This is a genomic window from Jidongwangia harbinensis (assembly GCF_020216025.1).
GTDB classification, from domain to species: Bacteria; Actinomycetota; Actinomycetes; order Mycobacteriales; family Micromonosporaceae; genus Actinoplanes; species Actinoplanes harbinensis.
Genome location: NZ_JAIWNC010000042.1, coordinates 52,087 through 77,907 on the forward strand (window position 1 = coordinate 52,087; position 25,821 = coordinate 77,907).

The window sequence follows — 25,821 nt, forward strand, 5'->3', positions numbered from 1 at the left end:
ATGCCCGCCCGTTTTAGACCGATGAGAGTAGTAACAGGTGCGTGCGGCGCAGGCCGGCGTGATGGAAGGGGACGCGCGGTGCGGAACGGGCTCACCATCGGTGTCCTCTCCACCTCGTTCGGTGGCACGTACTTCGGGCGCATTCTGGGCGGCATCAAGCGCGCCACGGTCGCGGCCGGGGGCCGGATCATCGCCATCCAGACCCTCGACGCCGGTACGGTCAACGTCGACCTGTCCGACCCGCCGGAGTTCCGCCACCCGGTGGCGTGGGACCACATCTCCGCCTTCGTCATCGTCCTCAACGCGGTCGACCGGGAGTACCTGACCGCGATCCAGGCGACCGGCAAGCCGGTGGTCATGGTGAGCGACGACCTGGACGGATTCCCCTGCCCGGTGGTGCTGCCCGACAACCGCGCCGGAGTCCGCGAGGCGGTCATGCACCTGGTCGAGCACGGCCACCGGACGATCGCGTTCGCCGGCAACCCGGCGCAGCGCGACCTGCGGGAGCGGTACGAGGCGTACCGGGAGGCACTGCTCGAGGCCGGCATCCAACCTCGGCCCGACCTGCTCTTCGACACCGGCGACAACCAGGAGACCGGCGGCGAGCGGGCCGGCCGGGCGATGATCGCCGCGGGCATGCCGTCCACCGCGGTGATCGCCGGCAACGACTACAACGCCATCGGCCTGATGCGCACGCTGACGACCGCCGGTTACCGGTTGCCGCAGGACCAGGCGATCGTCGGGTTCGACGACATCGACGGCGTGGTGTACCTGACGCCGAGCCTGTCCAGCGTGCGGCAGTCGTTCGACGAGATCGGCAGCCGCGCCGTCGAGATCCTGCTCACCCAGCTCGACGGCCGGGAGGTACCGGCCGGGTGCTACCACGTGGCGACCCCGTTCGTGCCGCGCGAGTCGTGCGGGTGCCCGGACACGCTGGCGCTGGGCAACCCGGCGGCCACCGCCCCGCGCTCCGTCACCGGCGCCGACGACCTGGCGGCCCACCTGGCCGCGATCCTCGAGGGGACGCAGGTCGACCCGGGCGCCGGCGCCGCGATCCGCCGCGGCGCGGACCGCATCACGGCGGCGATCCAGGCCGCCGCGGACGGGGTGCCCGGGCCCGACTCGTTCGAGTTGCGGAAGGTCCTGGCTGATCTGCACGGGCTCCAGCAACGACCGGAGAGCCTGGTCGAGATCATGCGCTGTGTCCGTACGCTGGGCCGGCACATGGTGGCCACGGCCCGCAACGCCGGGGACGACGTCACCGCCGAACGGGTCGAGAACTGCACCGACGAGATCGTCGCGGCCCTCGGGCAGAGCGAGGCCCGGGCGCAGTACTACGCCGGCAACGCCTTCGCGCACACGCTGAACACCCAGTACCAGGTCAGCATGAACCTGCTGCGCAGTCACGAGGAGGGACCGCGCACGCTGGCCTGGATCGAGGGCACCCACGCCCGGGGCGGATGCCTGGGCCTGTGGTCCGCGCAGTCGGCCGACGCCGCGCCGGCCGACCGGACGCTGGACATCGTCTCCATGTTCCAGCGCGGCGGGCCGAACGGGATGCTGCCGGCCCTCCCGGTCTCCACGCCGCGGTCGTTCCCGCCGCCCGAGGTGATCCGCTGGGCCGAGCTGACGGCCGACGACATGGTCTTCGTGGCGCCCATGAAGGTCAACGCCAGCGACTGGGGCATGCTGGCGATCGTCGGCCCGATCGAGGCCTGGCTGTCCACCGGCCGGGAGATGATGAACCAGTGGACGGCGTTGCTGACCATCGCGCTGGACCACGAGGCCGTCCTGGAGTCGCTGCGGGAACGGGAGGAGTGGCTGCAGTACGCCGCGCTCTACGACCAGCTGACCGGGCTGGCGAACCGGACCCTGTTCATGGAGCGGCTCCAGCAGTCCATCGCCCGAGCCGAACGACGGTCGAACTACCAGTTCGCCGTGCTCCTCCTCGACCTCGACGGGTTCAAGCGGGTCAACGACAGCCTCGGCCACCTGGCCGGCGATCAGCTGCTGGTGCAGGTCGCGCAGCGGATCAAGGAGTGCACCCGGGACGCCGACACCGCGGCCCGGTTCGGCGGCGACGAGTTCGCCATCCTGCTGCACGGCCTCGCCGGACCGGAGTGGCCGGTCGCCGTCGCGGAACGCATCCACGCCGCCCTCACCGCGCCGTTCCGGCTGGGTGACGAGGAGGTGGTGGTGTCGTCGAGCATCGGCATCTCGCTCAGCGCCACCGGTTACGCGCAGGCCGAGGACATCATCCGGGACGCCGACACCGCGATGTACTCGGCGAAGGGCGGCGGCAAGGGCTCGCACACCATCTTCAACGTGGACATGCACGCCAAGGCGGTGGCGCGGCTGCGTACCGAGGCGGACCTGCGCCGGGCGCTGGAACTGGACGAGCTGGAGGCGCACTACCAGCCGATTGTGCGCCTGGACACCGGCGAGGTGGCGGCCGTCGAGGCGCTCATGCGCTGGCGCCACCCCACGCTGGGGCTGATCCCGCCGGCCGAGTTCCTGCCGATCGCCGAGGAGACCGGCCTGATGCTGCCGATGGGGCGGTGGATGCTGATGGAGGCGTGTGCCCAGCTGCGGCGGTGGCACGGCGTCGTACCGGACGCCCACAACCTGCGGGTCAGCGTCAACGTGTCGAACCGCCAGTTCTGGCACGGGCGCCTGCTCGAGGACGTCCGCGACTGTCTGCGGATGGCGGACCTGGAGCCGCACCGCCTGGCGCTGGAAATCACCGAGGGCGTCATCATGCACGACGTCAAGCAGGCCCGCCGGATGCTCGCCGAGCTGCACGAGATGGGCGTCGAACTGCACATCGACGACTTCGGCACCGGATACTCGTCGCTGGAGGCGCTGTACCACCTGCCGATCGACGCGCTGAAGATCGACCGGTCGTTCGTCTCCCGGCTCGGCACCGACGAGCGGAGCGCCGAACTGGCCCGCACGATCGTGCAGATGGGCACCAACCTGGGCCTGGAGGTCATCGCGGAGGGCATCGAGACGACCGGCCAGCGCGACCAGCTGCGGCAGACCGACTGCACCTACGGCCAGGGCTACCTGTTCTCCCGCCCGGTCGCTGCCGACGACGCGGCCGAGTTCCTGTGCTCGGCCGCACTGCGGAACCACCACGCCCACTACGCCGTCGAGTACCGGGTATAACACCTAGCGGGCCGGGCAGACCACCAGGTTCGGCGGCGCGGGTACCCGCGCCGCCGGGGCGCAGTCGAACCGGGACGCGATCAGTGACCGCACCACCGGATCGGCCCCGGTCAGGTCGAACCATCCCGGCTGCCACACCAGATAGCGGGCCCGCCGGTCGCCGGTCAGGCAGCGCAGGTTGTCGGCGTAGCTGGGGTAGTCCCGCACCAGCGGATGCCGGGACGCCCGCTGCAGCCACTGCGGCGACGGATACCGGCAGGTCGTCGGATTGCCCATCACGTGCCCGACACTGCCGAACGCCAGGTACAGCACCGGCGTGTCCCGGCCGATCCGGTCGCTCAGCCGGTCGTACCCGTAGCTGGTCGGCGGCTTGTTGACGATGGTGTGGTTGTGCGCGCTGAACGCGACCGCGCTGCCGGGCAACGACGCCGGGAGCAGCACCGCGCACATGGCGACGGCGCACACCACCCACGACGGACGTTGCGGCCCGGCACCGGCGGCGCGCCCGGCCGCCACCCACACCACACCGGCGGCCACGGCCGCCACCAGCGCCGCCCCGGCCATCACCGGTTGCAGGTGGTGCAGGCGCCAGTCGGCCGGCAACCGGAGCAACACCACCGCGGGTACGGCGACCAGCACCGTGGCGACGACCAGCGGCACCCGGGCCGGGGCGCAGAGCGCGAACGCGGCGCCCCAGACCGCCGCCGCCAGAACCGGGACGACCGCGAAGTGGTACATGAAGAACTCGCCCTGCCCGTACGCCGAGGCGACCGACACGCCCGCCGCCAACACCGCGAAGCCGGCGGCGAACCAGCGCCCGCGCCCCGGCGGCAGCCGCCGGATCAGCGCCGCCACCGCGGCCGGCGCCACGACCACGACCGGGCTGAGGATCGCCACGTTGCCCACCGCGTCGCGCAGGTGGTAGGCGTCCCGCCAGCGGAGCCCATGATGGATCGGCGACTGTCCGACCAGGCTCGCCTGATCCCGCAGCCACCACCACTCCCACGGCAGGAACTGTTCGGTCAGCACGTACCAGACGACCGTGACGACCGCGGTCACCGCCGCCGCCCACCCGGCCCGGCGCCGGCTCAGCACCGCCACCAGCAGCAGCGCCAGCAACCCGATCGGCGCGGTGGCCAGCTTGACGGCGACGGTCAGGAACGCGGCGGAACCGCCGAGCAGCGCACCCAGCCAGACCCGGCGGGGAGCGCACGCGGCGCCGACCGCGAGCACGGCCGCCAGCGCCGCCGCCCAGTCCGGCTCCAGGAAGTGCCAGGGCGGCGCGGCCACCAGCGCCAGGCCGGTGGCGACGGCGATCACGGCGGCCGGCCGGGTGCCCAGGAAACGCCGGACGCCGAGGAACAGCACCACGGTCACGGCCAGCACGAGCAGCCCGGCCTCGATCCGTACGACCAGATGCGAGACGGTCAGCGAGGAGTCACCGACCAGCACGCTCCGGCCCGCTTCCAGCCCGCCCACCAGCAACCGGTACGCCAACGGCCGCGCCACGAACACGTCCCAGACGCTCACCCCGCCGCGGCCCGCCGTCGCGATGCCGCCCAGCGCGTACGTCACGTCGCCGTTGAGCGCCGACCACCACGTCAGCGCGAGCGTGGGCACCAGAACCAGCGCCGCGACGACCAGGCCGACCGTGCGGTGGAGGCGCGTCCGGCCGGCGCTGCCCCCGGCGTTCAGCCGAGCACCTGGTGCGTCACACCGGCGGCCACGGTGACCGCGCCGGCGGCGAGGAAGGCGACGGTGCACCGCTCGGTGTGGCGGTCGTCGCGCGACTGCGGCCGGTCGAGGGCGGCCAGCAGGACGCCGTAGCAGGCGGCCAGAACAATGACGACGAAGGCAATCATGACCGTCGCTCGCTGGTGGGTCGGCGGAGGTAAGGAACGAACGCCGTCCATGGTGCCCCTCCGCCGGCGCCCGCGGGCGACCGTGGGCTGACCAGAAGATGAACGTCACTGTCCCGCCGGGCCCGGCTCCGTCCCGCGCGCAGATCCCGGCGGCGGACCTTCTTGCGGGGGGGGGGGGGGGGGGGGGGGGGGGGCCGGGGGGGGGGGGGGGGCGCGCGGGCGCGCGGGGCGGCCGCCCCCCCCGCCCCCCCCCCCCCCCCCCGGCTCCAGGATTCGGCCAGCCGTCAAGATCCGGCCTGGCGCCGCGGACGGATCAGGACCAGCCGGGGTGCCCTTCGCGGGCGTTGCCCGGGGTGAGGACGCGCTCGTCGGAGCCGTCCGCCTTCACGATGGTGATCTTCGGCCGGGCCAGGTCCCCGCGGGCCAGCCCGATCCAGCTGCCGTCGGGGGAGTAGGTCGGGTCCATCTCCCGGTCCGGATGGTCGGTGAACTCGCGGGCGTTGCCGCCGTCCGTGTCGACCAGCCAGATGTCGGACTTGTCGCGACCGGTGATGTGCGTGTACGCGATCGTCGAGCCGTCCGGCGACCACGCCGGGTCGACGCCGGGGCCTGCGTCGCCGGAGGTGATCTGCTGTCCCGGCTCGTCCGGGTCGTCCACCGACAGCAGGTGGAGCTGGGGTACGCCCTTGATCTGCACCCAGTACGCGATGGTCGAGCCGTCCGGCGACCACGCCGGATCGTCCTTCACCGCGTCCGACCGGGTGAGTTGCTTCGGCTCGGACTCGCCGATCGTGATCGTGAACAGTTGCGAGACGTCGCCGACCCGCCGCATGAAGGCCAACTTGGTGTCGTCCGCGGACCACGCGACCCGCCCGGCGACGTCGTCCACAATCTTCTTCGCGTTGCCGCCGTCGGCGTCACGGACCCAGATCGACGCCGTGTCGCCGTCGCGTTTCGTGGTGGCGATCCGGGTACGGTCGTTCGACCAGTGCGGCAGCGCGTGGCCCTCGGTGCCGGGCAGCGTGGTGCGTTCGGCGGCGCCCGGGGTGAAGCTGACGATGTGGTAGCTGCTCGCCGGGAACGCGTCGCCCTGGTCCGCGCGGGCCAGCATGGTGTCCGTCGGGAACGGCGGCGGTTGCGCCGGGGCCGACGCGGATGCGGCCGCCGAGGCGGGGCCGCCGGGTTTCGGGTCCGGGTCGTCGCTGCGGCTCATCGCCACCGCGGTAGCCGTGCCGGCCGCGAGCACCGTCACCGCGGCCGCGGCGATCATGATGAGCTTGCGGCTGTTGCCCTTGCCGCCGCCGCCGAATGTGGTGCCGGTCGCCGGCGGAACGGGCGGCGTGGGCGCGTAGTCGATCGGGCGGCCGGGGGCGAACGGCGCCGCGACGAACCCGGGCGGGCTCTGCTGGGCCGGGTCGGCGAAACCCGGGCCGACGGATCCGGCGGGGTGCGGGTTGCCGATCGGCCCGGCCCCGGCCGTCGGCGCGCTCCCGGCTGCGGGCACGGCCCCGGCGGTGGCCCCGGCTGTGGGCGTGGCCCCGGCGGTGGTCCCGGCTGTGGGCGCGGTCCCGGCGGTGGCCCCGGCTGTGGGGGCGGTCCCGGCGGCGGCGCCACTCGGCTGAGTGTCACCGGGTCGGGCCGGAGCGGGTCCGGCCGGGTTCTGGACCTGCGTCCGGCCGGCCGTTCCTGCCACGACCGGGGTGTTGATCCGGGGCGCGTCCGTGCCGCCGCCCGCACCGGAAGGACTGCCGGGAGACACCGCCGGACCCGTGCCGGACTGGACGACCCGCCCCACCGCCGCACCGCCACCCGCCGCAGCAGTCTGAGCCGCACCGGCCGGCGTCAGACCGCCGCCCGCCGCTCCACCGGCACTCGCCGGCGCACCGCCGCCCGCCCTCGCCACCCCGGAAGCCGCGCCCGCCGAACCGGCGGCGCCCGCAAGCCCAGCCGCACCTACCGCGCCAGCACCAGCAGAACCAGCGCCAGCAGCAGAACCAGCGCCAGCAGCAGAACCAGCGCCAGCAGCAGAACCAGCGCCAGCAGCAGCAGAACCAGCGCCAGTAAGCCCAGCCGCACCAGCGCCGGCAAGCCCAGCCGCACCAGCAGGGCCACCCCCCGCGCCCCGCTCGGGTTCCGGCGCCACCGCCGCCGCGAACGGCGACGCCCCGCCGACCACCGCCGCCGTAGCCACCGCCGCGCCCAACGCGATGCTGTGCTCCGGATGCGGATCGGCGACCACCGGACGTTCGAACGCGGTGGACAACAGCTGCGCCACCAACGGGATCCGGGACGAGCCACCGGCCAGCAGCACCGCGCTCAGTCCGGGGGCGTCCACCTGGGCCGAGCGCAACGCCCGGCGCATCGCGTCCACCGTGTCCTCCAGGGACGGCGCGATCATCGACTCCAGTTCGGAGCGGTTCAGCCGGACCCGGGTGTGCAGCCCGGGCAGCGCCACCGGGATCATCACCTCGGTGTCGAAGGAGAGCGCCTCCTTCGCCTCCACGCAGTCGCGCCGGAGCCGGGCCAGCGCGGTCACCGCGTCGGGGTCGTCGGCGTCCAGGCTTTCCGCCCGGCTGCCCAGCACGCCGATCACGTGGCCGAAGACCGCTTCGTCGAAGTCGATTCCGCCGAGTTGTTCGATGCCCTCGGGCTCGCCGAGCAGCACGAAGCCGTCGCCGTCGCGGCGCAGCACCGCGGCGTCGAACGTGCCGCCGCCGAGGTCGTACACCGCGACCGTCTCGCCGGAGGCGATCCGCCGGGCGGTGGCGTGCTGCAGCGCGGCGGCCTCCGGTTCGGTCCGCAGCACCACCGGCCCGGCGTCGGCGAGCCGCACCGCCTGGTCCAGTTGCTCGCGCTTGTACGGTCCCCAGTTGGCCGGATGCGTCACGGTCACCGCGGTCGGCGGCCCGTCCTGGAGTTGCTGCACGCTGTCCAGCACGTGCCGCAGAAGCTTGGCGGTGAGCGCGTGCGCGGAGAACGGTGAACCGCCGACCAGGATCGGCACCGGGTCGCCGATCCGCCGCTTGAACTCGCGTGCCAGCCGGGCGGGCTCGGCCTGGCCGCGGCGTTCCGCGGCGTCGCCGATGAGGAGTCCGCCGTCCGGTTTCACGAACACCAGCGAGGGAATCTCGGGACGACGGGCGCCCAGGCGCACGACGTCGACCCGGCCCTCCGCCCGGACCGCTGCCGCCGTCTGGGTGGTGCCGAGGTCGATGCCCAGGCCGTACTGAATCACCACGGTGTCGACCTTAGGCCCAACCACCCGGCTCCGGCACCGCCGGACGGGCGTCCGTAGGTGCATGTCGCGGTCACGGCGTGACCGCGCACTTGGGCGCCACCACCCGCCACTGTGTGCAGAACGCCTGTGCCGCCTCGGGGTTGGCGAATCCGTCCTGCAGCAGAACCCAGAAGCCGGTGCCCTTGTCCTCCAGCACGTCCGAGGCCAGGCTGTCCACCAGCTTGACCGGCATGCCGGCGGTGTCCAGCCGGGCCCGTTGCGACTCGGCCTCGGCCTTGCCGCCGTCCGGGCCGCGGTGCGGGAACACGTCGACGAGCGCGTAGGGGCGGGACACCGCGGGGGTGGTCGGGGTGGCCGCGGGTTTGGCGGCCCGTTTGGTGCCGGGGAGCGGCAGTCGGACATCCGACAGGGCGACCGCGGCGGTGGCGGCCAGCGCCAGCACGACCGCCGCGGTGCCGGCCATCCAGGACCGGACCCGCGGTTTGCGGCTGCCGTTGCCGGTGGCGGTGAACAGCGGCGGGCGGTCCGGGTCGTGGGCGTCGGTGACGGCGACGACCACGAAGTACGGCTTCGGCGTACCCATGAAGGGTCTGGCGGGTTTGGCGCGCACCAGCGCGGTGCGCGACTCGCCCGGCTCGAGACGCACCGCGGCCGGCTCGGCCGCGATGCTGCCGGCCGGCGGATCCAGCTCGGCCGTGATCCGGACCGGTGCGGGGCGGTCGCTGTCGTTGACCAGACGCAGGTCGAACGCGTGCGGTTCGCCGGTCCGCGCGGTCAGGGCACCGGACACGGGTACGGGCAGCGCCACCGTCAGCAGCCCGGTGGCGAATCCGGCCGGCTCGCCGGTGGCGGCGTCCAGCGCGTGCACCGTGAACGGCACCAGCGACGGGCTGGGCGGCTGGTCCGGCGGCGTCTGCAGGACCAGGTCGACGCCGGTGGTGGCGTACGGGTCCACGGTGACCGCGGGCGGGTCGACGGCCCAGCCGGCGGCCCGTCCCCGGGCCACGGCGAGGCGGAGGGCGGCCGGCGCGGCGGCGAGGTTGCGGAGTTCCACCGGGACCCGGGTGACCACGCCGGGTGCCAGGGTCACCGGCTCGGCCGGCAGGGTGAGTTCGACGGTCACGGCACCGGGTCATCGGTCGCGGCGCCACCGGCGGCGGTGCCCCCGGACGGCAACGGCGCGCCGGCCGGGGTGACGCCCGGCAGGCCGGTGCCGGGCAGCTGGCCGATGGCGAGCGGGTCGGTGCCGGGCTGTCCGGTGCCCGGCTGGGCGGTGCCGAGCGGCTGGGCGGTGCCGGGGCGGTGCATCATCGGCGTGTCCAGGGCGTTCATCGCACCGGCGCCGGAGCGGTACTCCAGGCCGTCGCTGAAGCCGTCCGAGTCGCTGTCGCTGAGCTTGGCGTTCAGGCCCATGACCTGTTCCAGCGCGTCGTCCATGCCGTCCGCGTCGGTGTCCACGCGCAGCGGCGCGAGGCTGCCGTCGAGGTGACCGTCGGCGTCGCTGTCCGGCGCCAGCGGATTGAGGCCCTGCGCCAGTTCGAACGCGTCGTTGAGCTGATCGCCGTCGGTGTCGGCCTTGCGCCCGTCGGTGCCGTGGGTGATCAGCTCCTGGGCGTCGGTGAGGTTGTCGCCGTCGGTGTCGGCGCGCAGCGGGTCCAGGCCCAGGCGGCGTTCCAGCGCGTCGCTCAGGCCGTCCCGGTCGCTGTCCGGGCCGCCCAGTTCGGGTGGTGGCGGCGGGGGCAGCGGCGCCGCGACCGGCTCGACCACGGGAACCGGTGCGGGCACGGGCGCCGGGCCGGCCAGCGGTGTGGCGGTGCCGTCGGAGATGCCGGGCAGCACGGCGGCGTACTCGAAACGGTCGCCGGCGGTGGACTCGCGGACGCCGGCCCGGCGGTTCGCGGCCTCCACGATCTTGCCGTCGCCGAGGCTGATCGCGACGTGGGCGCCCGGCGTGCGGCCGTCGCCGGGACGCGGCTCGCGGTCGAACGAGAACAGGAGGGCGCCCGGCGTGTCCTTCGCCTTCTCGACCGGGATCAGCATCCCGCGTTCCTTCAGATGGAGATATTGGGCGGTGGCGCCGTCCGGGATTTTGGTCCCGGCCTGGTGGGCGGCCCACTGGGTGAATTCCGAGCAGTCGAATACGTCCGGGTTGTCGTCGGAGAGCTTGACCTCCGCGCCGAACACGTACGGGTCGCCGACCTGCGCCCGGGACACCCGCAGGAAGGTTTCCAGTGCGGCGTTGTCCCCACCGCCCGGATTCGCCTGCGGAGCGTCGTTCGTCCCACTGTCCGAACTGGACCCGCCGGACGCCGCGACCGGGTGGCCGTACCCGGGGGTGCCGGTCCAGACCCCGCGCCCGGGCCCGTCACCGTTGGCCACCGCGGCGTTCTGCGCCTCGTCCTTGTATCGCAGGTAACGCGCGCTGTTTCCGCCGTGCGTCACCGTCCACGGCGAAATGTCCTCGCCTTTGCGGGACACCAGGAACGCCGCCTTCGCGTTGTCCTGCGGGTCGAACAGGTTGAACCGGGCCACCAGGTCCGGATGGGCGCGGCCGTTGATCTGCCACAGCCCGCGCGAGTCCTCGCCGCGGGGGTTGTGGGCGCGGCTGTTCCCGCCGGACTCGGCCAGCGCGATCGCGGTCATGGTTGCCGCTTCGTCGGGGTTGAACCCGGCCCGGCGGGCGAAACCGTAGATCTGTTCCGCTGCGTACCTTGGCATGAGCGCCAGCGTAGGACCCACAATCCACCGGTGTATAGCAGCCATTCATCTTGCACCCTAAGAATGCATTATTACCCGTCCGAGTTGGATCACCGACACAGCCGAAAGAGCTATTGTTCTGATCGACTCGCGGGGCGCATCATGTCCAGGCGTGCGGCGGGGGGCGCCGCCTACCAGGGGGAAACATGCCTTCGCAACGGCCGCCGACGGTCTGGATCGATGACAGTCATGCCATCGTCCGACGCGGGATGGCGGCGTGTCTGCAGAGCGCGGACTTCGTCGTCCGCGGCGAGAGCGCCACGCTCGCACCGGTTCCGGTGCTCACCGGGCTCGACATCCTCGTGTTCGAGTACGCCGGACCGACGCTCCGGCGCGCGGTGCGGCTGGCCGACGGCGGTCCCACCCGCCTCGTCGCCACCGTGCGCGACGTCAGTGAACAGGCGGTCCGGGAGATCGTGGACGCCGGGGTCGGCGCCGTCCTGCCACACACGACGCTGACGCCGGAGACGCTCGTCGCCAGCCTGCGCGCCGTGGTCGCGGGCACCGTGGCGATGCCCGCCGACATGCTCAACCGTCTCCTGCTGCACGTCACCCAGACGTCCCACTTCGGCCCCACCGGACTCAACCCGCGGGAGCGCTCGGTGCTGCGGCTGCTCGCGGACGGCCTGGACACCCGCGGGATCGCCGAGGACCTCTGCTTCTCCGAGCGCACCGTGAAGAACGTGGTGCACGACGTGCTCACCAAGCTCAACTGCCGAACCCGGGCCCAGGCGGTCGCCGTGGCCACCCGCGAAGGGGTGATCTGACCGGCCATGGTGGCATCGGCGGAACCCTGGGCCACGCTGGCCGACACGCTGCTCCAGCGGGAGGCCCTGATCTGCCGGCTCGCCGAGGGCCGCCCGCCGCGCGACTTCGCCGGCCTGTACGTCGCCGACGAGGAGGTGGACCGCGTCCTGGCCGCGCTGCCCGGCCTGGACGGGCCCGGACCGGACCGCGCCGCCCGGGTCCGCGCCGGGCTGGCCGAGCAGGTGGACGCGGCACGCCAGGCGTTCGCCGCGTCGCTGCGCGGCAGGTCCCGGTTCGCCACCGTGGTCCGCACCGCCCATCTGCCGGCGGGCGAGGCCGAGGTGCTGGCGCTGCTGCTGGCGGTCGAGCTGTCGCCGGCCCGGCAGCGGCTGGTCGCGTACGTGCAGGACTCGGTCCAGCTGCCCCGGGTCACGCTGTCCACGCTGGCCCGGCTCTTCGTCGAGCCGGACCACGTCGGCGACCGCGCGCTCGCCCCCGCCTCCCGGCTGCGCCGCGCCGGGCTGGTCCGGCTGGGCGGCGACGGTCCCTGGGCCACTCTGGTGGGTGAACCGGCCGCCCGGCTGGTCTGGCATCTGCGCGGTGACGCCTCGCCCGACCCGCAGCTGCCGCCCGGCACCACGGTGTCCGCGGCCGCCTCGCCGCGCCGGCCCGGCGGCCTGCTGCTGGTGCACGGCGGCGACCGGATGAGCCGGCTGCGGGCGGTCCGGGCCCACCGGCCCGGCGCCGGACTGCTCACCTGCGCACCGCCGGCGACGCCGGAGGAGTGGGAGGCGGTGGTCCGCGAAGCCACCATCGGCAACCTGGTCGTGGTGCTCGACCTGGTTGCGCCGCTGAGCCCGGCGGGACGCGACGCGGTCACCCGGGCCGGGCATCTGGACTGGGTGCTGTCGTCCACCGGCGAACAGCCGCTGGAGTCGGTGCCGGACCGGCCGTGGCGCGAGGTCCGGGTGGACGACGGCGAGGCCGACGCGGACGACTGGCAGCAGGCGCTGGGCACCGGGCCGGACCCGGCGTACCGGCTCAGCCGGGAACAGCTGCGGCTGGTCGCCGCGGCCGCCGCCGCGGACTCCGGGCAGATCGCTCCGGCGGTACGCCGGCTGGCCGGCGGTCACCTCGACGGCGTGGCGGTGCGGATCCGTCCCCGTCGTGCCTGGGACGACCTGATCCTGCCGGCCGACGAGGCCAGCCAGTTGCGCGAACTCGCCGCCCGGCACCGCGGCCGCGACACCGTGTACGGCCGGTGGCAGTTCAGCCCGCTCCCGTCGGTCGGTGTGGTGGCGCTGTTCGCCGGCCCGTCCGGCACCGGCAAGACGCTCGCCGCCGAGGTGGTGGCCGGCCACCTGGGCCTCGATCTGTACAAGGTCGACCTGTCCGCGGTGGTCAGCAAGTACATCGGCGAGACCGAGAAGAACCTGGAACGCATCTTCGGCGCGGCGGCGGCCGGCGACCTGGTGCTGTTCTTCGACGAGGCGGACGCGCTGTTCGGCAAGCGGTCCGAGGTGAGCGACGCGCACGACCGGTACGCCAACATCGAGGTGGCGTACCTGTTGCAGCGGCTCGAGACGTACGACGGCCTGGTGGTGCTCGCCACCAACCTGCAGCGCAACATCGACCCGGCGTTCCTGCGCCGCATCTCGGTGGCGATCGACTTCGTGGCGCCCGAGGAACCGGAACGCCGCGCGATCTGGGCCCGCGCGTTCCCGCCCACCGCGCCGACCGCCGACCTGGACCTGGACTTCCTGGCCCGGCAGTTCAAAATCACCGGCGGCATCATCAGCAACGCGGCGCTCGGCGCGGCGTTCCTGGCCGCCGCCGAGGACAGCCCGATCACCATGCGGCACGCCGTGCTCAGCGTGAAACGGGAGTTCCAGAAGCTCGGGCGCCTGCGCACCGAGAAGGAATTCGAGCGCTACTTCGATCTGGTGAACAGGGGAGTCGATGCTGCACCTGCTCGATGAGACGCTCGAGGCGTTTCTGCGGTCCGTGGTGCCGCTGCCGGCCCGCGACGTCGACGTCGCGTTCGACGCCCCGGACGGCGAGTGGTCCGCCGCGCTCTCCTCCCGGCCGACGGTGGACCTCTACCTGTGGGACATCCGGCCGAACCTCACCGAGCGCGACTTCGGCGAGATGATCGTCGAGGAGGCGGACGGCCGGCGGTTCCGGCGCGACCCGCTGCCGCGGATCGACTGCCGCTATCTGGTGACGGCCTGGACCAGTGAGGTACGCGACGAGCACTCGCTGCTCGGCGACGTGCTGTCCGCGCTGCTGCTGCATCCGGTGATCCCGGCCGAGCATCTGCAGGGCGTGTTCGCCGAGGTGCGGCCGCTGCCGGGCCTGCGGTTGCGGTCCGGCGACGGCAGCGAGAACTCGGACTTCTGGTCGGCGCTGGGCGGGCAGCTCAAGCCCGGCCTGGACCTGGTGGTGACGGTGACGCTGGACGCGGCGCTGCGGGCGTCGGCCGGCCCGCCGACCGAGCGGATCACGGTACGCACCACCGGCGTCAGTTAGCCTCCGCCGCCGCGGCTGAGGCCCAGCGTGGCGATCAGGTCCTCGTGCAGCTCGAACCAGACCACGTGGCAGGAGTCCGCGCCGGACCGGTCGACCCAGGACGGCTCACCCGCGGTGGCGCGGGCCAGGGCGGCGGCGAACCTGGTGTCGTACCCCCGGAATCTCTCCAGGGTCGCGGTCAGCTCCGCGACCAGCGGGGCGACCTCGGCGGCCAGCGTGCCCAGCTCGCGCAGCACGCGGCCGTCCCAGGCCGGGTCCCGGTGGTCGTTGGTGGCCAGGGGCGCGCCGGGCGCCGGGCGGATCTGCCAGTCGGTGCAGGCGCGCTGGAGGCGCCCGTTGAGCGGCAGGAAGGCCGCGTGCACCCGGCGGACCGTCGCGTCGCCGCCGGGCACCTCCCGCAGCTCGGCCGCGAGCCGGCGCTCGTTCTCGGCCCGGCCGCGCCCGGTGAGCGACCAGCCGCCGGAGCCGGCGAACTCGGACCAGGTCACCCACCCGTACGCCTGGTGATCGAGCAGCAGTTCGTCGGTGGCCGCCGGGTCGAGTCCGAACCGCCGGGCCACGGCGCGGTTGCCGGCCATCCCGCCGAGCCGGACCGCGTGCAGGACCAGCAGGTCCGGCGGCGAGGTGCGGCTCACGGCGCGCTCCGCCGCTCCTGGCGGGACAGCAACCGGTCCAGGCGCTGCTGGGCCGCCTGGGGGGAGTGCAGCCCGAGCGCCTGCGCGGTCTGCGCCCAGGTCAGGTCGAGCCCTCGAGCGGTGAACAGCAGACCGGCTTCGAGCTGGTCCAGCTCCGCACGGGCCGCCGGGAGCAGTTCCAGCGCGGCCACCGCGGCCGCGCGCCGGTCGGCGTCGTCGCCGTGGTCGGGCCGGCCCGACCACCAGAGGAAGAACTGGATCAGGTCCACGGCCGAGGGCGGCACCGGCGGCGGGCGCCACGGTCGCGGATCGAGCCGGCCGGCGCCCAGCCCGGTCAGGAGTTCCCGCGCGGCCCGCTCGCGCTGAGCGGCGGCCTGGTCGAGTCGGTGGTTGTCCGGCACGTACCGACCGTGCATCATCAACGAAGTGTTGTCAACATTCTGTTGAAGGTGGTGCGGGTGATCCTGGATCTGCGCGAGGCGACGGCGGGGACCGGGGGTGCCAAGGGCGGTTCCCTGGGGCGCCTGGTCCGTGCCGGTGCGCGGGTGCCGGCCGGATTCGTAGTCCCGCTCGACGCGTACCGGGCGGCGGTCGCCGGGCTGGACCTCTCCGCCGCGGACGCCCGCCGGCGGGTCGAGACCCGGCCGCTGCCGGCCGGTCTGCACGGCGAGGTGGCGCGGTGGCTGGCCGCGCGGGGCGACCCGCCGGTCGCGGTGCGATCCTCGGGGAGTACGGAGGACACTGCCGCCGCATCCGGGGCCGGGCAGCACGACAGCTTCCTCGGCGTCGTCGGGGCTGGACCGGTCACGGCGAAGGTGCGCTCGTGCTGGGGCTCGCTGTGGTCGCCGGGCGCGGTCGCGTACCGCCGGGCCCGGCGGCTGCCCGCGGACCCGGCCATGGCGGTGGTCGTCCAGCGCCACGTCGACGCGGACGTGGCCGGGGTGCTGTTCACCGGGGACGCCGCGCGCGTCGAAGCCTCCTGGGGTCTGGGCGAGAGCGTGGTGTCCGGCCGGGTCACGCCGGACTCGTGGACCGTGTCGCCGACCGGAGTCACCCGGCACACCACCGGGGACAAGCACACCCGGATCGACCGCGCACCGGCGGGCACGGTCACCCGGGCGGTGCCGACCGCGGACCGGCGGCGGCCCTGCCTGGACGACGCCGAGGTGAGCCGGCTGGTCGCGGCGGGCCGCGAGGTGGCCCGGCTGTTCGGCGCGCCCGTGGACGTCGAGTGGGCGCTGGCGGACGGCGAGATCTGGTTGCTGCAGGCCCGCCCGATAACGGCGGCGCCACCGCCCGCACCGGCCGGTGGTGGGGCGGCGGCTCGCGCTGGTGGTGCTGCGGTGCTTGCCGGCGTACCCGGAAGTGCCGGCATCGCGACCGGCCCGGCCCGGCTGATCGCCGGGCCGGGTGACTTCGGCCGGGTCACCGCCGGCGACGTCCTGGTGTGCCGCTTCACCGATCCGGCCTGGACGCCGCTGTTCGCCGTCGCGTCGGCCGTCGTCACCGAGATCGGCGGGGTGCTGTCACACGCCGCGATCGTGGCCCGGGAACATCGCATCCCCGCCGTGCTCGGCGCGGTGGGCGCCATGGCGACCCTCCGGGACGGGCAGACCGTCGTGGTCGACGGCGACGCCGGCACGGTTCACCCGGAGCGAGACCGCTGAGGGCGGCGGATCAGCCGAGCGGAGTCGCCGGGATCATGAAGACCGCCCCGTGCGAGATCATCGCGCAGCTCACCGCGCCCTGGGTGGCCGCGTAGTCCAGCGCGGTGCCGCGCCAGATGCCGCGGACGGCGATCGTGACCGGCTCCCAGACCGGCAGGCAGCCCATGGTCCGGTTCGGCGGTACCGCCGCGATGTCGCCGCCCGCGGCCGCGATCTCGTCGCACGCCTGGGCCGCCTTGGGGTGGGTACCGCCGGCCGGGTCGCAGGTCAGCACGGCGTACCGCGGTGTGCTCGGCATGCCGCCGGGCAGCGGGGTGATGGTGATCGCCAGGACGGTCTGCTCCGGGCCGGCCGTGGCCGGTGCGGCGGCGACCAGACCTCCGGCGACGACGGCCAGGACGGTGGCGGCGAGCAGGCGGATCATGCGCATGTGGGGTCCTCCGTGAGCGATGGTGCAACACATTGACAAACATCATTGCATTGCGTGCCCAGCGGCGGGATCGGCCGCGCGGTCTACGGCCGGGCGCCGATCACCCGGTCGAGTGCGGTGCGCAGCCGCGGGGTGAGCGTGCGGGCGTAGGTCGCGGTCAGGTGGTTGCTGTCCCGGTAGACCAGCGCCCCGCCGATCACCGAAGCGCACCGGTCGGCCGGGCAGATCGCGTCGGTCAGGTCGATCATCGCCACCTTCGGCAGCCCGCGCACCGCCTCCGCCTGCGCGGACGCGGCGCTCGCGCCGACCGCGACCTCCCGGGGGGTGGTGCACCGGGTCAGCTTCCTCGGGTTCGCCGAGACGCACTCCGCGACCCGGACGTCGAGATGCGGCGTGTCGCGCAGCACCACCGTACGGATTCCGGCGTCGGTCATCGCGGTCCAGGTCCGGCGCATGGACTGGACCGTGACGTCGTGCGCCGGGGGTCCGCTGATCGGCCTGCCGTCGCGGATCGGCAGGTAGAACGCGCCGGTGGTGAGCAGCACGTCGGGCCGGTTCGCCCCGGTCAGTTCCGCCCGCACGTTGCGGTTCCAGGTGGTGCACGCCGGCGCCGGCCGCAACAGCACGGAGATCTCCAGGTCCAGGAAGGGGCAGGCCTGTTTCAGGTACGTCACCAGCCGCCACTTCCGCTCGGCGGCCACCGCCTGCAGCGCCGGGAACCAGTTGCCGACGTGCGAGTCCCCGACGGCGGCCACCGTGAAGTCCGCGTTCCGGTCCCCGTACACGCAGGTCAGAACGGCGGTCTTGGTGGTGTCGGAGAAGCACCCGTCCCGGTGTACGTCGGGCAGGTCGTCCTTCGCGGCGAGTGCGTCCGGCACGAAGCCGGGCACCTTGTCGACCGGCACGCCGGCCCGGCTGGTCCGGGGGTTGCCGCCGAGGGCCGCGGCACCCGGCGGGCCGGACGGTGTCGCCGGTCCCGCGGCTCCGGGAACGGTGGCCGCCCACGAGATGCCGGCGTCCGGCGCCGGGCGCGGCGGCCAGACGGTGAACTGGAACATCTGCCCGGCCAGCACCGGCACGGCCGTGAAGATCAGTCCCAGCCGCAGCGCCTGGACCGGGTGCAGCGCCAGCCGCTTCGATCGCCGGATCGGGTTCTCCAGGTAGTGGTACGTGGCGGCGGCCGGCAGCACGGAGAACAGGACCACGGCCAGCCCGGCGGTCACGCTCAGCTCGCCGAACCGAGCCTCGGCGGTGACCAGCAGCGGCCAGTGCCACAGGTAGAGGGAGTAGGACAGGGCACCGATCGCGCGCATCGGGCGCCGGTCGAGGAGCCGTCCGGGGCCGGCCGGGGCCGTACCGGCGGCGATCACGGCGGCGGCGCCGAGCGTCGGCACCAGGGCCAGGTAGCCGGGGAACGCCGTCGCCGGTGTGATCCAGAGTGCGGCGGCGACGATCGCGCCGAGTCCGGCCCAGCCCAGGCCGGCGGCGACCCGGTGGGGTAGCCGCGCCAGCCGGTGCCCGAGCAGGGCCAGGGCGCCGCCCAGCGCCAGCTCCCAGATCCGGGTGGTGCTGACGAAGTACGCGCGGGCCGGGTCGGACGCGGTGAGGTGGACCGACCAGGCGAACGACGGGACGGCGATCAGCGCGAGGGCGAGCAGCAGCCCGCGCGGCCGGCCGGTCCACGGACGGCCGGCATCGCGGCCCCGGCGCCGGCGGGCGGTCCAGCCGACCGCGAGCAGCAGCAGCGGCCAGGCCAGATAGAACTGTTCCTCGACCGCGAGCGACCAGTAGTGCTGCAGGATGCTCGGCGCGTCCCCGATGGCGAGATAGTCGACCGCCTGCTCGGCCAGCCGCCAGTTCATCGCGTACAGGCCGCTGGCGACGACGTCCCAGCCGGTCTCCGCCCAGCGTGTCCTCGGCAGGAAGAACAGGGTGAGCAGCATGCTGACGACCAGGACCAGCCCGGCGGCCGGCAGCAGGCGCTTGGCCCGCCGGGCGTAGAACCCGGTCAGCGAGATCCGGCCGGTGCGGTCCCACTCCGCGACCAGGAGCCCGGTGATGAGGAACCCGGAGATGACGAAGAAGACGTCCACCCCGACGAAGCCGCCGGGAAGGAAGTCCAGGCCCGCGTGCGACAACAACACGAGTACGACGGCCACCGCGCGTAGCCCTTGGATGTCGCCGCGATAGGGGATGCGGCGGTCGGCCTCCGTGTCCCGGCCGGTGTCCCGGTGAGTCATGTTCACAGCGGCACACTAATCGCTAAACCGGCCAATGCTACATATCGGACTAGTTGCCTCGCGTGTCGGGCCACCCGCCGGACCGGCCCCACCCTGGAGGAGCCGCACCCGAACCCTTACCGTGAGCGGCGGAGCGGCCCGACCCGGTGGCCGCCCGACGAAGAGCGGGGATCATGGTCTCGACAGGAGTCCGCCGGCGTCCGACCCTGGCCCGGGCCGGTGCCGTACTGGCGGCAGCATGCCTGGCCGCCGCGGGGTGCACCGCCGACAGCAGCGAGCCGGCCGAGGAGATCGACTGGAGCACGCGGGTCCAGGCGTGCCCCAACCCCGGCCAGCCGGTCATCGTCCAGCACGTGGCCACCGGCGACGTGGACGGCGACAGGGAGCCGGACACCGTGGTGGCCCGCACCTGCGAGCCGTCGACGTCGTACTGGCCGTCCACGGTCGAGGTGTTCGGCTCCGCCGAGGACAAGCGCCGGCGGCTCGGCGTGCTGCTGGAGGACGTCGGCGCCACCGACCGGCCGTGGGTGACGAAGGTGGCGGTCGACAACGGCACCGTGGTGGTCGAGGCGTACGGCGTCGACGAGACCAGCGAGGGCAACTGCGCGGACCTGAACTTCACGTACCGCTTCCGCTACGCCGCCGGTGCGTTCACCCGCGAGGCCCGCGACGTCGGCAACGCCAACAAGTGCCAGCCGGTCGGCTGAGCGGACGGCACCCGCCCGCACCCCCTCCTTGCGGAGGTGGTCAGGACATGAGTGCGGCGGCGTGCGGCTCTACGCCGACTTCCGGATTGACGACGACGTTCCCGTTGAACAAGCGCTGGAACTGGGCGACCACGAATGCGCACGACTCGCACATCCGGTAGTCGGTGTGCATCTGCACCATCCCGTGCACGTCGTCGTACCGCTCGGTGTTCCGGGCGTAGTCGGTGCCGGCTGCTGCCCGGGGTGTGAACTTCTGGGCGACGTACTCCAGGATCTTGAGTTCGCTGTCGGTGTGCCGGGGCACCATCGCGGGAGTGGCGCCCTTCCGGATCGACTTCTTCGACGGCAGGATCAGGCTGCTGAAGAACAGGTTCATGCCCTGCTCGTACTCGACTTCCTCGGCCTGCCCGCTCCGGGAGACCGGCTGGTCGATTCCGCTGCCACTGACCGCGGCGACGGTGCCCCGCTGTCCGTTGATGTCATACCAGGCCGTACCCACGCTCTTGCTGCGGGCATTCGGCAGCTTCTTGTAGTCCATCATCATGACGAGTCGCTTGATCAGACCGGCCAGGACGCCGAGCAGCATCCGGCGCTGGGTGGGGTCGACCGTGGTGGCGATGCTGGGTAGGACCCCGTAGATCTGGGCGGCAACCTGGCGGGCCTGTGCCTCGCGCGGTGGCCATACCGCTTCCAGGATGTTGGCCACCAGCTGTGGGACCGGCTGCGGCGTACTCGACACGATCAGGGCGCCGCCCTCAAGAGAGACCTTGTGGTCGAAGCCGTCAACGTCAAACGGCGCGACGTTCTCCGTCGTTGCGGCCGGATTCTCCGCAGCGTCTGCGGGCCGGCCCACACCGAGCGCGTTCAGCGCCGCCCGCCCCAGTCGCATCGCCTGCTGGAACAGCCAGTCCAGCGCCTTGTCCACCAACTCCCGCAACTGCCCGATCAGCTCCACCAGCTTCTCCGGCACGTTGCCCAGCCCGGCCTGGTTCGCCAGGAAGCCGATCGCCACCGGGATCGCGTTCGCCAGCCCGCGTTCCACCTTCGCGGCACCCGCCGAGATGTTGCCGGCCGCCACCGCCGCCAGCGTGGTGACGTAGTCGTTGACGATCTGCAGGATCTCCCGGACGTACTCGATCACCGACTGCACCGCGTTGAAGAACGCGATGCCGCTGTTGACCACGGCCATGATGCCGGTCGGGTCCAGCATGGACAGCAGCTTCGCGGTGGCCTTCTCGATGATCGTGGTGACGATCCAGTCCTTGGCCATGCCCAGCAGCGTGTCCCACAGGTTGCCGAGCTGGCTCTCGATGTGCTTCCAGATGGCGGCGACGCCGTTCTCCTGCACGTCGGAGATGAACTCGAACGCGTCGTCGGCCAGGTCCAGGCCGGCCCGGATCTTCTGCACCGTCTCCGGGCCGATCTGCTCGCCCAGCTTCTGCCAGAGCTTGTCCGCGGTCACGTCGAGCACCTGCAGGACCAGGGTCAGGATCGACCGGAACGACAGGTCCGGCGGCTTCTGGATGCCGAGCGCGCCGAGCCCGCGGAACAGCCAGTCGGCCAGCCCGCTCAGCAGGTAGTCGAGCACCTTGTCGAGGAAGCTCAGGAAGCCGCTCTTGAGGGCCGCGATCAGGTTCAGCAGGAACGCCACCGGGTCGCGCTTGATGTCCTCGATGGCCGCCATCGCGTTGCTGATGATGCTGCCCAGCAACTCCGACGGGAAGTTCATCAGCTTGAGGATCAGCGTGATGACCACCTTGATCACTTCGCCGGCGAACTCGACGATGCGGCCCAGCGGCTCGCCGAACTTCTCCAGCACCCGCAGGAACGCGCCGACCGGGTTCAGCAGGTCCTCGAGCGTCAGCGAGTTCCACACGCCGAGGAACGTGTTGACGATCAGGTCGAGCGAGATGCCCAGGCGCGACATCGCGCCCTCGATCTGGGCCGCGGCGTCCGCGATGACGCCGGCCTCGGCGAGTTTCCGGTACGTCTCCTCGCCGCCGGGAAGCAGCGCGATGAAGCCGCCGATCAGATTCTCCGCGGTACGCGGCACCGCCCGGTGGGTGAACGGGTCCTCGCCGATGATGACCGTGAGCAGCCGGAAGCCGCGCATCCCGGACGCCTCGCGGGACAGCCAGTCGAGCAGCGCGTCCTTGATCAGCTTCAGGACGGTCACCATGATCTCGCCGGTGAACGCGCCGACCCGCTGCACCAGGCCGACCGCGTCCCGGGCGAGCTTGCTCAGGTTGTCGGCCAGGTTGGCGAGGTTGGCCGGCTGGATCGCGTTCCAGCCGGCCTCGAACAGCGCCATCAGCTCGCCGATCAGGCCGAGGAAGCGGGGGATCTGCACGTCCAGCCAGTCCGCGGTCTTCTGCAGCGTCCCGCGTTCCTGCATCTGGGCGAGCGTGTCCTGCTTGCCGATGAGCTTGAGGAAGTCGGCCAGGATCTCCACCGTGGTGGCCGCCACCGGCGTGCCGCGCAGCGGGTCGTGGTGCAGCACCTTCTTGGCCAGGTCCCACACCGGCGTGCCGACCAGGTAGGTCTCGGCCAGGCCCACGGCCGCGTCCCGGATCAGCTGCACGATCGCGTCGAGGATGCCGCGGACGAACGCCAGCGCGTCGTTGTACAGGCCCTCGACCCGCCGGGTGATGACCGCGACGTTGCCGTCGATGCCCTTGTCGATGGACAGCTCGTTCCAGGCCTGGTCGACCTCCCGCTGGATCCGCTCCAGGGTCAGGTTGTGGCTGGTCAGACCGGCGTCGATCAGGCGGAAGGCGTCCTGCAGGATGCCGAGTTCGAGCAGCTTGGCCGCGACCACGTTGCCGAACGGCACCAGTCCCATGACGCCCCGGACCAGGTTCTCCGGGCTGCGGTCGACGGTCCGGTTGGCGATCGGGTCGTAGCCGGCGACCACGGTCAGCATGTCGTAGCCGGGCACCGCGCGGGCGAGGTCGCGGACCCCGTCCATGATGAAGTCGGGCAGCAGGCTGTCGCTGTCGCGCTGCAGCCGGAACACGCCGACGGACTGCTGCTGCACCACGTGCGTGGCCTCGTGGGCCATCAGCGCGAGGTCGCTCGCCGACTCGCCGGGGCCGAGGAAGATGTGCCCGCCGGAGGTGAACGCGCGGGCGCCGAGCTGCGTGGCGGCGGCCTGGGCGCGCTGGTCGCCGTGCACCTGCACGGCGCCGAGCCCGAAGCCCAGGTGCGGTTCGATCCGGGCCCGGACGTCCGGCGGAATCGCCGCGCCGGGACCGGGATCGGCCAGCAGCGCCTCCAGGCCGGGCGGACCGGACGGGTCGCCGGGCGCCGCGGCCGGCGCGCTCAGCCGGGCGACGGCGGGCGCCGGACCGGCCGGCGCGTCACCCAGACCGACCTGGGCGGCGACCGCGTCGGCCTGCGTCTCGAACCGGTCGCCGGGCTGGCTCACGCTCAGTTTGGGCTGCACGGGCGCGTGCAGCCGGCGCAGCGCCCGGCCTCCGCCGGCGGAGAGCAGGCCCAGCGCGGCGGGCGCCGGGCCGTGGCCGGTGGCCAGGCGCTGGATGGCGGCATTGCCGCCGGCGGCCGGCGCCAGGGCAGGTGCCGAGACCGACGGGGTACGCGGAGACCGCGCGACCGCGTGCACCGGTTCCGGCGCGTGCACCTCACCCAGCGGTTCCTGCCGCGCCGACAACGTCACCTGGCCCGTCCCTCCTCGCCGGTCCAGCTTCGGCCCCTCGCGCCCGCGCGAGCAAGTGTTCTCCGACGGACTGCACCTTCGGCTGCACTGCCGCACCTTCTCCCGGAGCGCCGCACAAGGCACGCTCAGCGGCGGCGGCGGAGTCGGAAGGTGAGGCGGCGATGACGCGGGTCCTGATGGGCGACTTCAGTGCCCTGCACCGCCTCGGACTGGAGGAGATCCTGCGGGTGGACGGCATCGAGCTGATCGGCACCGAGGGCAGCGACGTGCTGGCCCGGGTGCTGGAGGCGCTGCCCGACGTCGTCGTGCTCGACCTCGACAAGCGCACCACGACCGATCTCGTGCACGTGATCGTGCACCGGTTCCCCGCCGTCAAGGTGGTCGCCTGCTCGGCGAGCCACCCGACCATGCGGATCTTTCCACCGCTGCACTACGGCGAATTCTACGAGTCCGACCTTGACCCCGCGCTGCTGACCAGCGCGGTGCAGGCCTGAAGACGAAGGGTGTCACCCAATGGCCGCGTCGTACGGAGCCCCAGGCGTCTACATCGAGGAGCAGCCCAGCGGCTCCATGCCGATCGAGGGGGTGGGTACCGCCGTGGCGGCGTTCGTCGGCTTCACCGAACGCTACGACCGTGACGAGGGCGACCCCACCGACCCCGACGGCGTGAAACCGCAACTGGTCACCAGCTGGCCGCAGTACGAACGGGTGTACGGCGGCTTCGTGCGTGGCGCCATGCTGCCGCACGCGGTCCGCGGGTTCTTCGAGAACGGTGGCAGCGCGGCGTACATCTGCCGGATTCCGGGCACCAACGGCGGCGAGGACGGCGACGGCGGCCGGCCCACGCTGATGCTGCCCGCCGCGGAAAACCCGCAGACGCCCAGCATGCGGCTGGCCGCGGTGCAGCCCGGCGCCCACCTCGAGGTCGAGGTGGTGGCTCCGGCTCCGCCGCCGGCACCGGCCGAGGGCGAGGGTTCCGGCGACGGCGCGGCCGCCAGCAACGGCGGCGGCGAGTACACCCTGCGCGTCTACGAGGGCGGGCAGCTCCGCGAGGAGCTCGGCGGCCTGCAGTTCAGCGGACGCAGCACCCGCACCGTGGAGCGGACCGTCAACGAGCGCTCCAAGTTCCTGCGGATCGAGATGCAGCCGCTGCAGGGCGCGTCGCTCGCCGAGCGCACCCCGGCGGCCGGCCGCTACACGCTCGAGGCGCCGCCGGTGTCGACCGTCTCGGTCACCCCCGCGGATCTGGCCGGCAACGAGTCCGACCGCACCGGATACCAGGGCCTGGCGATCGCCGAGAACGTCACGATGGTGGCGATCCCGGATCTGATCACGGTGGCCTCGCGCGAGGACGGTTCCCTCGACGAGGAGGTCTACCTGGGTGCGCAGAAGCAGCTGATCGACTTCTGCGAGGCGAGCCACAACAAGATGGCGATCCTCGACACCCCGCCCGGCCTGAACGCGACCCGCGCGCTGGAGTGGCGGTCCCGGCTGGCCCGCGACTCCGCCTTCGCGGCGCTGTACTACCCCAACGTGGTGGTACCGAACCCGCTGGCCCGCCCGGGCGCCACCAACGGTGAGCTGTTCCTGACCGTGCCCACCGCCGGGCACGTGGCCGGGGTGTGGGCGCGCACCGACGCGGCCCGCGGCGTGTGGAAGGCACCGGCCAACGAGGCGGTCCGCGGCATCGCCCGGCTCGAGACCAACGTGACGAACGGCGAGCAGGACCTGCTCAACCCGGAGGGCGTCAACTGCATCCGGTCGTTCGGCAGCTACGGCACCAAGATCTGGGGTGCCCGTACCCTCGCCAAGACCGACCCGAGCTGGCGCTACATCAACGTCCGGCGGCTGTTCAACTTCGTCGAGGAGTCGATCCAGCGGGGCACCCAGTGGGCGGTGTTCGAGCCCAACGACTTCGACCTGTGGCAGCGGGTCAAGCGCAACATCACCTCGTTCCTGCGCGGGCTCTGGACCCAGGGCGCGCTGGTCGGCGCCACCCCGGAGCAGGCGTTCTACGTCCTCTGCGACGCCAGCAACAACCCGCCGTCGTCGGTGGACGAGGGCAAGCTCATCGTCGAGATCGGCATCGCCCCGGTGAAGCCGGCCGAGTTCGTGATCTTCCGGATCAGCCAGTGGCAGGGCGGCGGAGCCGCAACCGACTAATC

18 protein-coding genes are annotated in these 25,821 nt (G+C 73.0%); 8 read left to right on the forward strand and 10 right to left on the reverse strand.

The window, feature by feature from the left end:
- Nucleotides 1–78 precede the first annotated feature (78 nt).
- The gene (locus LDL48_RS35970) at nucleotides 79–3,168 is read left to right on the forward strand and encodes an EAL domain-containing protein (protein ID WP_225259615.1); all 3,090 of its coding nucleotides are present in this window, start codon (nucleotides 79–81) and stop codon (nucleotides 3,166–3,168) included.
- A 3-nt stretch (nucleotides 3,169–3,171) separates the two neighbouring features.
- Here LDL48_RS35970 and LDL48_RS35975 read toward each other — a convergent pair whose 3' ends face one another.
- From LDL48_RS35975 to LDL48_RS35995, 5 genes are all read right to left on the reverse strand, one after another.
- Nucleotides 3,172–4,788 (reverse strand): hypothetical protein, encoded by a 1,617-nt coding sequence (locus LDL48_RS35975; protein WP_225259616.1) that lies wholly within the window; start codon nucleotides 4,786–4,788, stop codon nucleotides 3,172–3,174.
- A gap of 71 nt (nucleotides 4,789–4,859) precedes the next feature.
- Nucleotides 4,860–5,030: a hypothetical protein gene (locus tag LDL48_RS35980; protein ID WP_225259617.1), complete on the reverse strand. Its 171-nt coding sequence runs from the start codon at nucleotides 5,028–5,030 to the stop codon at nucleotides 4,860–4,862.
- 313 nt (nucleotides 5,031–5,343) lie between these two features.
- Nucleotides 5,344–8,268 (reverse strand): Hsp70 family protein, encoded by a 2,925-nt coding sequence (locus tag LDL48_RS35985; RefSeq protein ID WP_225259618.1) that lies wholly within the window; start codon nucleotides 8,266–8,268, stop codon nucleotides 5,344–5,346.
- Nucleotides 8,269–8,338: 70 nt separating this feature from the next.
- Complete coding sequence (locus LDL48_RS35990) at nucleotides 8,339–9,391, reverse strand: COG1470 family protein (protein WP_225259619.1); 1,053 nt, start codon at nucleotides 9,389–9,391, stop codon at nucleotides 8,339–8,341.
- Nucleotides 9,388–10,986 (reverse strand): NlpC/P60 family protein, encoded by a 1,599-nt coding sequence (locus tag LDL48_RS35995; RefSeq protein WP_225259620.1) that lies wholly within the window; start codon nucleotides 10,984–10,986, stop codon nucleotides 9,388–9,390. The genes LDL48_RS35990 and LDL48_RS35995 overlap by 4 nt, the downstream gene beginning before the upstream one ends.
- A gap of 248 nt (nucleotides 10,987–11,234) precedes the next feature.
- Between LDL48_RS35995 and LDL48_RS36000 the strand changes: the two genes are divergently transcribed.
- From LDL48_RS36000 to LDL48_RS36010, 3 genes are read left to right on the forward strand one after another with little or no spacing between them, the layout of a single operon-like run.
- On the forward strand, nucleotides 11,235–11,792 hold the full coding sequence (locus tag LDL48_RS36000) for a response regulator transcription factor (protein ID WP_225259621.1): 558 nt from the start codon (nucleotides 11,235–11,237) through the stop codon (nucleotides 11,790–11,792).
- Nucleotides 11,793–11,798: 6 nt separating this feature from the next.
- A complete protein-coding gene (locus tag LDL48_RS36005) occupies nucleotides 11,799–13,751 on the forward strand; it encodes an ATP-binding protein (protein ID WP_225259622.1) in 1,953 nt (650 codons plus the stop codon).
- Nucleotides 13,732–14,301, forward strand: a complete 570-nt coding sequence (locus LDL48_RS36010) for a Pvc16 family protein (protein ID WP_225259623.1) — start codon at nucleotides 13,732–13,734, stop codon at nucleotides 14,299–14,301. Before LDL48_RS36005 ends, LDL48_RS36010 begins: the two co-directional genes overlap by 20 nt.
- Here LDL48_RS36010 and LDL48_RS36015 read toward each other — a convergent pair.
- Together LDL48_RS36015 and LDL48_RS36020 are read right to left on the reverse strand one after the other, a co-directional pair.
- Nucleotides 14,298–14,936 (reverse strand): transcriptional regulator, encoded by a 639-nt coding sequence (locus LDL48_RS36015; protein WP_225259624.1) that lies wholly within the window; start codon nucleotides 14,934–14,936, stop codon nucleotides 14,298–14,300. The two genes, LDL48_RS36010 and LDL48_RS36015, sit on opposite strands and share 4 nt — an antisense overlap.
- Nucleotides 14,933–15,355, reverse strand: a complete 423-nt coding sequence (locus LDL48_RS36020) for a DNA-binding protein (protein WP_225259625.1) — start codon at nucleotides 15,353–15,355, stop codon at nucleotides 14,933–14,935. Before LDL48_RS36020 ends, LDL48_RS36015 begins: the two co-directional genes overlap by 4 nt.
- Before the next feature lie 39 nt (nucleotides 15,356–15,394).
- On the opposite strand from LDL48_RS36020, the gene LDL48_RS36025 reads away from it, so the two are divergent.
- Nucleotides 15,395–16,603: a PEP/pyruvate-binding domain-containing protein gene (locus LDL48_RS36025; RefSeq protein WP_225259626.1), complete on the forward strand. Its 1,209-nt coding sequence runs from the start codon at nucleotides 15,395–15,397 to the stop codon at nucleotides 16,601–16,603.
- 10 nt (nucleotides 16,604–16,613) lie between these two features.
- On the opposite strand, the gene LDL48_RS36030 is transcribed toward LDL48_RS36025, so the two are convergent.
- Both LDL48_RS36030 and LDL48_RS36035 read right to left on the reverse strand, forming a co-directional pair.
- On the reverse strand, nucleotides 16,614–17,033 hold the full coding sequence (locus tag LDL48_RS36030) for an SSI family serine proteinase inhibitor (RefSeq protein WP_225259627.1): 420 nt from the start codon (nucleotides 17,031–17,033) through the stop codon (nucleotides 16,614–16,616).
- Nucleotides 17,034–17,116: 83 nt separating this feature from the next.
- Complete coding sequence (locus tag LDL48_RS36035) at nucleotides 17,117–19,273, reverse strand: acyltransferase family protein (protein WP_225259650.1); 2,157 nt, start codon at nucleotides 19,271–19,273, stop codon at nucleotides 17,117–17,119.
- 173 nt (nucleotides 19,274–19,446) lie between these two features.
- Between LDL48_RS36035 and LDL48_RS36040 the strand changes: the two genes are divergently transcribed.
- Nucleotides 19,447–19,980, forward strand: a complete 534-nt coding sequence (locus LDL48_RS36040; protein WP_225259628.1) for a hypothetical protein — start codon at nucleotides 19,447–19,449, stop codon at nucleotides 19,978–19,980.
- 40 nt (nucleotides 19,981–20,020) lie between these two features.
- Here the strand turns inward: LDL48_RS36040 and LDL48_RS36045 are convergent, their stop codons facing one another.
- Nucleotides 20,021–23,656, reverse strand: a complete 3,636-nt coding sequence (locus LDL48_RS36045; RefSeq protein ID WP_225259629.1) for an eCIS core domain-containing protein — start codon at nucleotides 23,654–23,656, stop codon at nucleotides 20,021–20,023.
- Nucleotides 23,657–23,817: 161 nt separating this feature from the next.
- Between LDL48_RS36045 and LDL48_RS36050 the strand changes: the two genes are divergently transcribed.
- Nucleotides 23,818–24,150 carry a hypothetical protein gene (locus tag LDL48_RS36050; RefSeq protein WP_225259630.1) on the forward strand — a complete coding sequence of 111 codons (333 nt, stop codon included), beginning with the start codon at nucleotides 23,818–23,820 and terminating at the stop codon, nucleotides 24,148–24,150.
- Nucleotides 24,151–24,169: 19 nt separating this feature from the next.
- Nucleotides 24,170–25,819, forward strand: a complete 1,650-nt coding sequence (locus tag LDL48_RS36055) for a phage tail sheath family protein (protein ID WP_225259631.1) — start codon at nucleotides 24,170–24,172, stop codon at nucleotides 25,817–25,819.
- Nucleotides 25,820–25,821 lie beyond the last annotated feature (2 nt).